Here is an 11618-nt window from a genome sequence, read left to right as displayed (position 1 = left end):
CATGCTGCTTTGCGCCGACGATGCCTCGTCGTCGCCGCGGGCGCCGATCCCGGTTTCCGAGCAGGGGCGGTGCACGGTGGCTTTGCGTGCCGTGGCCGGGCCGTTGTCTGGCCGAGTGCTGTCCCTGCAGGACACACTGACGCTGGGGCCGATGGGGCGTTATTCGCTCGAATTGCCTCAGGCTGAGAGCGCGGCTTTGCGCATTTTTTGGCAAGACGGGCAATTACTGCTTGAGGCTACCCAGTCATCGGCGCGTTATCCGCTATGCGTCAACGGAGTTGAGGTGCAGCAAACCGTGTTGCAGCCCGGCGACCAGCTGGGTCTTGCCATGCACCGTTTCATCGTCGATGCACCCGGGATGGAGTTGGAGCCCGAAATCGTGGCGCCGCCCCCCGCCCCCGAGCGTTTGCCGGAAGAAGATGCGGGTCCGCGCGGCGAAGTCTGGTGGTTGATCGTTACGGCAGCGGCACTGGCTTTGGGTATTGCGCTGGTATTGCTGGTGCGATTTTGAGCCACGACGCTTGATCGATGAAGCGACGCGGTCGAGCTATCGCCGCGCTTCCAATGTTCCACGCGATGTTGTTTCTCCTTCTAGGCTGCCCACGTTCCCTGGCTCTCGTCTCATCGGCATAATGCGGTGACGATATTCACGGGAAGCGGCCAGTGAGCAGGGTTTGGAATTTCAGTGCGGGTCCGGCGGCATTGCCGCAGGCGGTGCTTGAGCGTGCACAGCGTGAGTTGCTTGACTGGAACGGCAGCGGTGCCTCGGTCATGGAGCTATCGCATCGCGGCAAGTTGTTTATCGGACTGGCCGCACAAGCGGAAGCCGATCTGCGAGAGTTGCTGGCCATTCCCGCCGACTATGCCGTGCTCTTTTTGCAAGGCGGCGCTACCCAGCATTTCGCCCAAATCCCCATGAATCTGGCGGTCGAGGGTGACCGTGCCGATTACATCATCAATGGTCATTGGAGCGAGAAGGCCGCCAGCGAGGCTGCGTCCTACGTGCGCGTGAACATCGCGGCAAGCAGCAAGGCTGACCATTATCTGCGCTTGCCGGCGCGGGATAGCTGGCAGCTGGATCCCGCTGCGGCCTATGTGCATTACACGCCAAACGAGACCATTCATGGTGTGGAGTTTCACGGCATTCCCGAAGTAGGGCAGGTGCCGTTGGTAGCGGACATGTCGTCGAACATTTTGTCGGAGCCGATCGATGTCAGCCGTTTTGGCTTGATCTACGCCGGCGCGCAGAAAAACATCGGCCCCTCGGGCTTGATGGTGATGATCGTGCGGCGCGACTTGCTACAGCGGCCGACCCGGCCGATGGCGCGAATCTTCCGTTATGCCGAGCATGCCGCCAATGACTCCATGCTCAACACCCCCAACACCTGGGGCTGGTACCTCGCCGGGCTGACGTTTCAATGGCTGAAGCAACAAGGCGGGCTGGTCGCGATGGCGGCACGTAACCGTATCAAGGCCGAGCTGCTGTACCGGACCATCGACGAATCCGGCGGCTATTACCGCAATCCGATTGATCCTGCCGCACGCTCGCGCATGAATGTGCCCTTCACACTGCATGACGCCTCCCTGGATGCCGTCTTTCTGCAGGAGTCGGAAGCTGCCGGGCTGCTTGCCTTGAAAGGGCATAAGGCCTTGGGTGGCATGCGTGCCTCGCTGTACAACGCCGTGCCGCCTGAGGCGGTCGAAGCGCTGGTGGCCTTTATGCGCGACTTTGCCGCACGCCACGGTTGATCGTGCAGCGGTGGATCGTGAATTTCGGGCTTGCGCCACTGTGAGCGCCATGTACCATCCGATGAGACATCTTTCTATCCAGACGGCCGTAGCATGACCGACGAACGCAAACCCGATAAGAGTGGTCCGCTCACCCAGGTGCGTGAGCGCATCGACAGCATTGACAAGCAGATTCAAGAGCTGATTTCCGAGCGCGCCAATTGGGCGCAGGAGGTCGCCAAGGTCAAGGGCGAGGGGCTTTCCGCGATCGATTATTACCGCCCTGAGCGCGAGGCCCATGTGCTGCGCATGGTGGTGGACCGCAATGGTGGTCCCTTGTCCGATACCGAAATGGTACGGCTGTTTCGCGAGATCATGTCGTCTTGCCTGGCGCAGGAAGACCCGCTCAAGATCGGTTTTCTCGGTCCTGAGGGTACCTTCAGCGAGCAGGCGGTACGCAAGCATTTCGGTCATGCGGCCTACGGTTTGCCCTTGGGCAGCATCGAAGAAGTGTTCCAGGAGGTGGCGGCCGGTCATGCCGACTTTGGCGTCGTGCCCGTCGAGAACTCAGGCCAGGGCATGATCCAGGTCACCCTGGATATGTTTCTTACCTCGGATGCCACCATTTGTGGCGAGGTCGAACTGCGTGTGCATCAATGCTTGCATTCGCAACTAGGTCGGCTGGAAGACGTCAAGCGGGTTTACGCCCACGCGCAATCCTTGCAGCAGTGCAAGACGTGGCTGCGTATCAATCTGCCCAATGTCGAATGCATCGCTGTGAGCAGCAACGCCGAGGCGGCGCGGCTGGCGCGGCATGCGGATGAGGCGGCGGCGATTGCCGGTGAAACGGCAGGTCGCGTTTATGGTTTGAAAACCGTGGCCAAGGCCATTGAAGACCGCGCCGACAATACGACCCGCTTTCTGGTGATTGGCCGCTCGCTGTTTCCACCCTCCGGCAACGACCGCACATCGTTGTTGATCACGGTAAACGACAAGCCGGGTGCGCTTTACGATGTGCTCAGCCCGTTTGCCAAGCATGGCGTCAGCTTGAACCGGATTGAGTCACGCCCGGCGCATACCGGTAAGTGGCAATACGCATTTTTCATCGATGTATCTGGTCATATCGAGGACGCCAGCCTGCAAGCGGCCGTGCAAGAGATCGGCGAAAGCGCGGCGAAATTGCGCGTGCTGGGCTCTTACCCGGTGGCCCTGCCATGAGTGATCGCTTGGATTGGGAGAGCCGGGCGGGTAAACCACTGCAAGGCAGCCTGCGTGTCCCTGGCGATAAATCGGTTTCGCACCGTTCGCTGATGCTGGGCGCCTTGGCAGAAGGGCGCTCGCACGTGCGCGGCTTTTTAGAGGGCGAGGACACAAGGGCTACCGCTGCGGTATTGGCGCAGCTTGGTGTACGCATCGAAACACCTGCCGACGGTGAGCGGGTTATCCATGGTGTTGGCTTGCATGGCCTGCGCGGCACCAAGCAAACCCTGGATTGCGGCAACACCGGCACCGGCATGCGGTTGCTTGCGGGTTTGTTGGCGGGACAGACATTCGATAGCACGCTGATCGGTGATGAGTCTTTGTCGAAACGGCCGATGCGCCGGGTAACCGAGCCACTTGCCCAGATGGGCGCAGAGATCGACACCCGGGATGGTTTGCCGCCGCTGCAAGTACGCGGTGGGCAAGCCCTGCGTGGCATTCGCTACACGCTGCCGGTGGCCAGCGCACAGGTGAAGTCCGCGCTATTGCTCGCAGGCCTGTATGCCGAAGGCGAGACCGAGGTCATCGAGCCGCATCCGACGCGCGACTACACCGAGCGCATGTTGGCGGCCTTTGGCTGGCCGATTACTTTTGCACCGGGTTCGGCGCGGCTATCGGGTGGGCATGCCTTGCGTGCGACCGATGTCGATGTGCCGGCGGATTTTTCCTCGGCGGCGTTCTTCATGGTCGCTGCCTGCATCGTGCCTGGCTCTGAATTACGTCTATTGTCGGTCGGCTTGAATCCTCGTCGTACCGGCCTGTTGCATGCCTTGCGCCTGATGGGGGCCGATATTCGGGTTGAGAACGAACATGAAAGCGGCGGCGAGCCCGTCGGTGATTTGATCGTGCGTCATGCGCCACTTCATGGCATTGAACTGCCGGAGGCGCTGGTGCCGGACATGATCGATGAGTTGCCGGTACTGTTCATTGCCGCAGCCGTCGCGGCAGGACCCACCGTTATTCGCGGCGCGGCCGAACTGCGGGTGAAAGAATCCGATCGCATTGCAACGATGGCAGCAGGTATGCGCGCCGTCGGCGTAGCCATCGAAGAAACCCCCGATGGCGCCTTGATTCAAGGCGGCACGCTAAACGGCGGTACGGTAGTGAGTCATGGCGATCACCGTATTGCGATGAGCTTTGCGGTAGCTGGCTTGCTGGCGCAGGGGGTGATTCGGATTAATGACTGCGCTAACGTCGCCACCTCGTTTCCCGGCTTTCTCGAATTGGCCAATGGCTGCGGTTTTGCGCTTGCTCAAGCAGGCTAATGGCGTTTATGTCTTCTCCTGTTCCCTCCTTTATTGTCGCCATACCCGCCCGGTATGGCTCGACTCGGCTACCAGCCAAGCCTTTGCGTGAGATCGGTGGCGTGCCGATGGTGGTGCGCGTGGCCCAGCGCGCACTGCAGGCGGGTGCGGCCCAGGTGGTGGTGGCCGTCGATGATCAACGGATTGCCGATGCGCTTGCCGGGCAGGGCGTCGAAATCTGCATGACCCGCAGTGACCACGCGTCCGGCAGCGATCGCCTGGCCGAATGCGCCGCGCACTACGGTTGGCCTGACGACCTCATCGTGGTGAACCTGCAAGGTGACGAGCCTTTCGCACCTGCGGCTGGTATTCGTGAGGTAGCGCTTGCATTGGCCGAGGACGATGCCCCGATGGCGACACTGGCCACAGAAATCGTTCACGCCCACGAGTTGTTCGACCCGAACGTGGTGAAGCTGGTGCGAGCGACCGCTGGCCGCGCCCTGTATTTCAGCCGGGCGCCGCTGCCCTGGGCGCGTGATGCTTTCGCGGAACATCGCGATGCATTGCCTGCCGGCTTGCCGTTCTTAAGGCATATCGGCATCTATGCCTATCGGGCTGGGTTTCTGAAGCGCTACGCCGGCCTCAGCCGCACGGCGTTGGAGCAGGCCGAGTCTCTAGAGCAACTTCGCGTGCTCGAGCATGGGTACCCGATTGCCGTGCGCCTTACGCCCGAACCTTTTCCGCCAGGCATCGATACCTTGAGTGATCTGCAGCGTGCCGAACAATGGCTGCGCGCGCAGCATTGACATGCAACGCATACTTTTCGTGTGCCTGGGAAATATCTGCCGCTCTCCACTGGTTGAGGCCGTGGCTCGTCATGAGCTGATTCGTGCGGGCCTGGACGTGACCGTGGCATCCTGCGGCACGGGAGCCTGGCATGCCGGCAGCGGTGCCGACCCCCGTATGTGCGCCGCGGCTGCATGGGCGGGTTATGACCTGACCGCTCATCAGGCCCGGCAAATTCAAGCGGATGATCTCAAGCTCAATGACTTGGTGCTGGTCATGGATCGCGACAATCTGCGCGACGTATCTCGTCTCGACTGCGCTCAGGCCAAGGCTGAAGTCGGCTTGTTTCTGGACTGGGCGCGGGTGTCGCCGCCGCTGGATTTCCCCGACCCGTATTACGGCGCGCGCGCCGGTTTCACCGAGGCTGTTGCGTTGGCCGAGCGTGGTGTAGCGGGCCTGATAAGACGCCTGCGTTTTGGCTGATCACCCACGACCTATCAGCGATCCAATCGGGCTAAAATCTCCGCATGCAGCCCACTACGCCGCACCCCTTCGACGGCAAGTCCTTTGTCCGTAACCTGAGTAGTTCGCCCGGTGTCTATCGTTACTTCGATGATGCCGACGAATTGTTGTATGTAGGCAAAGCCGGCAATCTCAAAAAACGGGTAGGCAGCTACTTCCTCAAACCCAGGATGGAACCGCGCATTGCCGCCATGGTGGCGCAGATCGCGCGGGTCGAGATCACCGTAACGCGAACCGAAGGCGAGGCCTTGCTGCTGGAATCCCAGCTGATCAAGTCGCTCAAGCCGCGCTACAACATCTTGCTGCGTGATGACAAAAGCTACCCATATATCTATCTGTCAGGCGGGGAAGACTATCCGCGGCTGGCCTTTCATCGTGGCGCGCGTAACCTGCCTGGGCGCTTTTTTGGGCCGTACCCGAGCACGTTTGCCGTACGTGAAAGCCTTAACCTGATGCAAAAGCTATTCAAGGTGCGCCAGTGCGAGGACAGCTATTTTCGTAATCGCTCGCGTCCATGCCTGCAACATCAGATTGGCCGCTGTAGCGCACCCTGCGTGGCATTGATCTCGGTGGACGACTATCGCAGCGATGTGCGTCACGCCGAGATGTTCCTCGATGGCCGAAGCAGCGTGGTGATCGACGAACTGGCCGAAGCCATGGATCGCGCCAGCAAAACCCTGGCCTTTGAGCGTGCAGCTGCCATTCGCGACCAGGTAGCGGCTTTGCGTCAGTTGCAGGCGCAGCATCATGTGCAGGGCGCGAGCGCCGATATGGATGTGATCGCCTGCCGCATTGAATCAGGCCTGGCTTGCGTCAGCGTGCTTTTTTTCCGCAACAGCATCAGCCTTGGCACGCGCGATTTCTTTCCGCGATTGCCGTTGGATGCCGAGCCAGCCGATGTGCTGACTCAATTTATCGCCCAGTATTATCTCGATCGCCCGGTGCCGCGTGAGCTGATTCTTGGCGAGGAGTTGGCCGACCAGGCGATTCTGGCCGAGCTGCTGACCCAGCAATCCGGACGAGCGGTAGAGCTCAAGGCGCGGGTTCGTGGCGAGCGCGCGCGTTTTCTGCAAATGGCGGAGCGTAATGCGCAAGCCTCGCTTACCGCACGCCTGGCCAGCCGGCAAACTCTGGGTGCCCGCTTCGACGATTTGCAGAAACTGTTGGAATTGGGTCAGTCGCCGCGCCGCATCGAGTGTTTCGACATCAGCCACACCATGGGCGAGGCTACGGTCGCGTCCTGCGTGGTCTTCGGCCCTGAGGGGGCGGAGAAATCGCACTACCGCCGCTTCAATATTGCCGGTATCACGCCGGGCGACGATTACGCCGCCATGCACCAGGCGCTTACTCGGCGATTCCGCAAACTTGCAGAAGGAGAGGGCGCGCGCCCAGATATTTTGTTGATCGATGGCGGTAGCGGCCAGGTGGCTCAGGCACTGGACGTGCTGCGCGAGCTTGGGGTCTCCGGGATCCAGGTTATCGGCGTGGCGAAAGGCCCGGGTCGGCGTGCCGGCGAAGAAACGCTGGTTTTGGCTGACTCTGGCCGCGAGCTGCATCCAGGGCCGGCTTCCCCGGCCCTGCATTTGGTGGCTGCCGTACGTGACGAGGCGCATCGCTTTGCCATCAGCGGGCACCGCAAACGGCGCGAAAAGGCACGTGAGCGCAGCGTGCTTGAGGATGTGCCGGGTATCGGTGCCCGTCGTCGCTCGGCCTTGTTAAAGGCTTTCGGTGGCTTGGCCGGGGTAGAGGCGGCCGGTGTCGAGGAATTAATGCGGATCAAGGGGATTGATCGTGGCCTCGCAGATGCGCATTAACCTGCCAACTTGGTTAACCATATTCCGCGTAGCGTTGCTGCCCGTCATGGTGGTGGTCTATTACCTGCCTTTTCATGGTCACAACATCACCGCAGCAATCGTTTTCATCTTGGCGGCCATCACTGACTGGTTTGACGGCTATCTCGCTCGCCGGCTTAACCTGACCTCGGCCTTCGGGGCGTTTCTTGATCCGGTCGCCGACAAGCTGATGGTCGCCGTGACCTTGTTCCTGCTGGTCGAGTCGCACCGTGGTGGCTGGCCTGGCATTGTGATGGCGGTGACCGCGGCGGTGATCGTCGGGCGCGAAATCAGCATTTCGGCCTTGCGCGAATGGATGGCGAGCATCGGCATGCGCGCCACGATCAAGGTGGCCTTCGTCGGCAAGCTCAAAACGGCCATGCAAATGATTGCGCTGGTGGTGTTGATCGTGCAGCACGATGCAGAGGCGTTGCGTTTTTATCACGTCGGCGAGGCGCTGCTGGTGATTGCCGGGGTGTTGACGATCTGGTCCGGCTTGCACTACTTGCGGGCGGCATGGCCGATGTTGCGCAGCGCAGAGATGCTGGAAGATTCAAGCAAGCGCGATGCATGAATCGACGTATGACAAAAGCTTGACGAGCCGTATTTACTCGCTAGAATGCGACTCCAATGCGGGAATAGCTCAGTTGGTAGAGCACGACCTTGCCAAGGTCGGGGTCGCGAGTTCGAGTCTCGTTTCCCGCTCCAGTTTCAAAACAAAGCCCCGGACACGTACGGGGCTTTGTTTTTCCAAAGTTACTCAGGTTCAACCGTTCATCGTTTCAGTGACCGAAAAAAGCACGTTGTAGCTATTCACAACGGAACCGGTTCTGCTATGATTCGCGGCTCAGATGCGGGAATAGCTCAGTTGGTAGAGCACGACCTTGCCAAGGTCGGGGTCGCGAGTTCGAGTCTCGTTTCCCGCTCCAGTTTTGCAAAACCTCGGCAATCCGAGGTTTTGTTTTTTAAGTGAATCCGATGCTTGCACCAGGTAGGATTTACGCGATGGCCCGGTGGCAGAGTGGTCATGCAGCGGCCTGCAAAGCCGCGTACGCCGGTTCGATTCCGACCTGGGCCTCCATCGCAATCAAAGACTTAGCGCCCATGTGGCGCTTTTTCTTTGCCCGGCATCCTGTGCTCAGTGCCGGAGAAATGCCGTTTACCACGCGGTTTCAGCTGGCAAAGCCGCGTCAGCTCGCGGTTTAACCGCGCGCGCGAGTTCTCGTATGGCCGCGAAACGGATTCCGCGCCGACCCAGGGCACATCACGTCTCCAACTATGCCGACACGCCGGGCCTATGGCGGGCTTTGAGGGTAGGTGGAATGGGGGCGAGTAGGTACGGTGCATCTGGGCGCGCTGCCTGTCTCTGACGGGATGTGCCGCATGGCAGTCATTTGCCGGTACCCGCTATGGCTGGAAGACCTAGGAATTCTCCGTATTGCGGCAGTGTGTGACAGCTATCACTATGGCTCGATAAGAAATTACGCTTTGGGGGGCGTATGGGGCCGTTGGGTGCAAGAATTATCATGGCGATCGTTATCGTCGGCTGGGCCTGGACCTTCGGTCCGGTGATTCGCTACAGACTCAGGCGGCGTAAGTAAGCAGGCTTAACGTATCGATCACCCTTGTGGCGTTTAGGTATACGGCTAAGGCGTGTACCTAATGCATGCTGCTGCGTCCTATCGCGCATAGGTGGTCGTGGGGTGTTCGGTTTGCGTTCTGCAGGCCCGCTTGCTTATTGATGATGCGGGCTGCTCTAAGCTGAGGGCCTGGCTCGCTGCATTAAAGCAACCAGTGGGCTAGCCGGCGGGTTGCTTTCGCATGCTCTTGAGTCTTTTTTGCAACGCTTCCTTTCTGGCCGGCGCCGGGCCCCCGGGCACGTTACGGCCATTTATCTGTGTGTGACGGTGCCTGCACATGGCAGAAAATGTCGGATGCCACCTGCGCCGCGATTATTTTCGCGAGCGCTTGCTTGCGACCTGAGAAGCGTGGGTGACTTGAGCCTCAATCAGCCGACCGGATGGGCTTCTTCGATCGCGGCAGAAGGGTTGGGAGTGATCGGCCGGGTTCTCGTTTGATGATCTGTGTCGGACTGCTGAGGTTCGTCTCATGGCATTTATTCGCGACAGTAGCAGGTGCGGGTAGAGCACTTACGTCAGCGCCTGGGTAGCGTTGAGTCTCGATGCACGCGAATCGCCTGGGTCTCTCAAGGAGTGGCGCCGTGCTTGTGGTGCGGCATCGATTAGCGGTGATTGAATTCTCATGCGCCACAGATGAGGTGAGTCAACAGCAGGTCGAAAGAGGGGGCTGGTTTCTTCGCCTGCCACTCGATCATGTCTAGTTGGTGTGATGGCGCTAAAGCATGGATCTTCCCGCTGCGCGACATGGGTCCATAGCTTTGAGTGCTTTTTATGAGTTGTCTGCGCGGTAGTGAGTTCTAGTTGTGGCTAGGGCATGCGCAGGCTCATCTTCTTGGCGACCTATATGGCCATGAACACAAGAGCTCACGTGGTGTTTGTGCTTCACAGCTTCTTGATGACTTGCTACTGCGGTAAACATAGTGGCATCGATGATGCGTGTCGAAGACGTTTGTCTGTACTGATTCTTAAAGTTCTACATACATAACTTTCACCTTGCAGAACGTTGTTGTAACCGCACCTGTATGGCTTCGTGTTAAGGATCAATTCGTGGCGTGATTCTCGCTATGGTGTTTTGATCTTCGTTTACCATGTTTGAAATTTCATCCGGCAATACATGAGTTGGTGAAACAGGGGGATGTCGGGTTCAGGTCGCCGAGTGTGGCCTCAACTTTGTTTGCAGAGATTGGGCAAAGCAGTGTTTCAAAACATCTTGCTTGTTTGCGTGGGCAATATTTGCCGTAGCCCCACGGCGGAATATTTGTTGCGGCAGCGACTGCCGCCAAATCATGTCGGTGTATCCAGCGCAGGCTTGGGTGCACTCGAAGACAGTCCCATGGATGTCACCGCAGAGCAATTGCTGCGTGAGCATGGCATTGACGGCAGTGCGCATCGTGGCAAACAGCTCGATGCCGACATGCTGCGTCAGGCGGACTTGGTGCTGGTGATGGAGAAGGCCCATGCGGCCCGCATCACCCGTATGGCACCGGAGGCCAGTGGCAAGGTATTTCTGCTGGGTAAGTGGCAGGACGAGCAGGATATCCCCGATCCCTACGGCCAGCAGCGCCCCGCGTTCGAACACGTCTATAAGCTGATCGATCACGGCGTGTCGCGCTGGTTGCCGTATTTGTAGTCCCCCTTCCCAACTAAAAAGTCTCCATGTCAAACATCAGCAACGTTGTGCGTGATGAGGAAGAGCTCGACCTAAAGGCCATGCTCGGTACGTTGGTGGATCACAAGTGGCTGATCATCATCGTCACTGGGTTGTTCATGATCTGCAGCATTGCCTATGCACTACTGGCTATGCCGATCTATGAGTCGACCGCCGTCGTGCAAGTGGAGCAGAAGGTGCCAGACCTGCCTGGCCTGAGTGCTCTGAGTCAAACCTTGGGTGCTTCCAATTCACAGGCGACCACCGAGATTGCGCTAATCACCTCGCGCACGGTGATTGGCAATGCGGTGAACGATCTCAAGCTGGATATCACGGTTGAACCGCGGTATTTCCCGTTGTTCGGTACCGGTGTCGCGCGCCGCTTTCGCAACGCGCACCCCGGCGAGTTGGCTAGCCCATGGTTGGGTATGCGTAGTTACGACTGGGGCGGTTCGCAGCTTGAGCTCGCGCAGATCAGCCTGCGTGACGACCTGCTTGGTAAGTCGCTGACATTGACCGCCGGCGAAAATGATACCTACAGCTTGCAGGATGACCGCGGTCTGTTGCTGCAAGGCCGCGTGGGGCAGTCGGCGAGCGGGCAGGGAGTGACGCTGCTGGTTAAGAAGCTGCGAGCGAATCCAGGCACTCGTTTCAATGTCCGGCGTGAGCGTGTACTGACCACGATCACCGCGCTGCAAAAGGCGATTCAGGCGAATGAGCTGGGCAAGGACTCAGGCATCATTGGATTGTCTTATCAGAATGCCAACCCGACAGTTGCCATCGCGTTACTTGATCATGTGTGCGAGTGGTACGTGCACCAAAACGTCGATTGGAATGCGGCCGAGGCCGCCAAAAGTCTACAGTTTGTGCAGGAGCAATTGCCTAAGGTGCGGGCGGATTCGGACCGCGCGCAAGCACTGCTGAGTGCATTCCAGATCAAGGCGCATTCGGTCGATAT

Annotated in this window: 10 protein-coding genes and 3 tRNA genes; all 13 read left to right on the top strand. The window is 59.3% G+C overall.

What is annotated here, in order from left to right:
- Positions 1–511, top strand: a 511-nt coding sequence (locus tag OUZ52_RS20710) for an FHA domain-containing protein (protein WP_266160453.1), incomplete at its 5' end; no start/stop codon positions are given.
- Positions 512–663: 152 nt separating this feature from the next.
- Complete coding sequence (gene serC, locus OUZ52_RS20705) at positions 664–1749, top strand: 3-phosphoserine/phosphohydroxythreonine transaminase (RefSeq protein WP_266160452.1); 1086 nt, start codon at positions 664–666, stop codon at positions 1747–1749.
- Positions 1750–1842: 93 nt separating this feature from the next.
- Positions 1843–2946 carry a prephenate dehydratase gene (gene pheA, locus OUZ52_RS20700; RefSeq protein ID WP_266160451.1) on the top strand — a complete coding sequence of 368 codons (1104 nt, stop codon included), beginning with the start codon at positions 1843–1845 and terminating at the stop codon, positions 2944–2946.
- Positions 2943–4253 carry a 3-phosphoshikimate 1-carboxyvinyltransferase gene (gene aroA / locus OUZ52_RS20695; RefSeq protein ID WP_266160450.1) on the top strand — a complete coding sequence of 437 codons (1311 nt, stop codon included), beginning with the start codon at positions 2943–2945 and terminating at the stop codon, positions 4251–4253. The genes pheA and aroA overlap by 4 nt, the downstream gene beginning before the upstream one ends.
- Positions 4254–4261: 8 nt before the next feature.
- The gene (kdsB, locus tag OUZ52_RS20690; protein WP_266160449.1) at positions 4262–5038 is read left to right on the top strand and encodes a 3-deoxy-manno-octulosonate cytidylyltransferase; all 777 of its coding nucleotides are present in this window, start codon (positions 4262–4264) and stop codon (positions 5036–5038) included.
- Between the two features lies 1 nt (position 5039).
- On the top strand, positions 5040–5501 hold the full coding sequence (locus OUZ52_RS20685) for a low molecular weight protein-tyrosine-phosphatase (protein ID WP_266160448.1): 462 nt from the start codon (positions 5040–5042) through the stop codon (positions 5499–5501).
- Positions 5502–5545: 44 nt separating this feature from the next.
- The gene (uvrC, locus tag OUZ52_RS20680) at positions 5546–7354 is read left to right on the top strand and encodes an excinuclease ABC subunit UvrC (RefSeq protein ID WP_266160447.1); all 1809 of its coding nucleotides are present in this window, start codon (positions 5546–5548) and stop codon (positions 7352–7354) included.
- Positions 7344–7946, top strand: coding sequence for a CDP-diacylglycerol--glycerol-3-phosphate 3-phosphatidyltransferase (gene pgsA, locus OUZ52_RS20675; RefSeq protein WP_266160454.1), 603 nt, complete (start codon positions 7344–7346; stop codon positions 7944–7946). The genes uvrC and pgsA overlap by 11 nt, the downstream gene beginning before the upstream one ends.
- Positions 7947–8004: 58 nt before the next feature.
- Positions 8005–8080, top strand: a tRNA-Gly gene (locus OUZ52_RS20670).
- 145 nt (positions 8081–8225) lie between these two features.
- Positions 8226–8301, top strand: a tRNA-Gly gene (locus OUZ52_RS20665).
- Between the two features lie 78 nt (positions 8302–8379).
- A tRNA-Cys gene (locus OUZ52_RS20660) sits at positions 8380–8453 on the top strand.
- 1694 nt (positions 8454–10147) lie between these two features.
- Positions 10148–10642 carry a low molecular weight protein-tyrosine-phosphatase gene (locus OUZ52_RS20655; protein WP_323135382.1) on the top strand — a complete coding sequence of 165 codons (495 nt, stop codon included), beginning with the start codon at positions 10148–10150 and terminating at the stop codon, positions 10640–10642.
- A 26-nt stretch (positions 10643–10668) separates the two neighbouring features.
- A partial coding sequence (locus OUZ52_RS20650; RefSeq protein WP_266160445.1) for a Wzz/FepE/Etk N-terminal domain-containing protein occupies positions 10669–11618 on the top strand: 950 nt, incomplete at its 3' end.

It is taken from the genome of Dyella silvatica (assembly GCF_026283955.1).
Taxonomy (GTDB): Bacteria; Pseudomonadota; Gammaproteobacteria; order Xanthomonadales; family Rhodanobacteraceae; genus Dyella_C; species Dyella_C silvatica.
Note: the sequence above shows the minus strand (reverse complement) of the source record. Positions and strands in the feature narration are given on the sequence as shown.

Bases quoted from the DNA above. Each gene is read 5' to 3' on its own strand.
- pheA (WP_266160451.1), top strand. From the start codon at position 1,843: ATGACCGACGAACGCAAACCCGATAAGAGTGGTCCGCTCACCCAGGTG.
- aroA (WP_266160450.1), top strand. From the start codon at position 2,943: ATGAGTGATCGCTTGGATTGGGAGAGCCGGGCGGGTAAACCACTGCAA.
- kdsB (WP_266160449.1), top strand. From the start codon at position 4,262: ATGTCTTCTCCTGTTCCCTCCTTTATTGTCGCCATACCCGCCCGGTAT.
- OUZ52_RS20685 (WP_266160448.1), top strand. From the start codon at position 5,040: ATGCAACGCATACTTTTCGTGTGCCTGGGAAATATCTGCCGCTCTCCA.
- uvrC (WP_266160447.1), top strand. From the start codon at position 5,546: ATGCAGCCCACTACGCCGCACCCCTTCGACGGCAAGTCCTTTGTCCGT.
- pgsA (WP_266160454.1), top strand. From the start codon at position 7,344: ATGCGCATTAACCTGCCAACTTGGTTAACCATATTCCGCGTAGCGTTG.
- OUZ52_RS20655 (WP_323135382.1), top strand. From the start codon at position 10,148: ATGTCGGGTTCAGGTCGCCGAGTGTGGCCTCAACTTTGTTTGCAGAGA.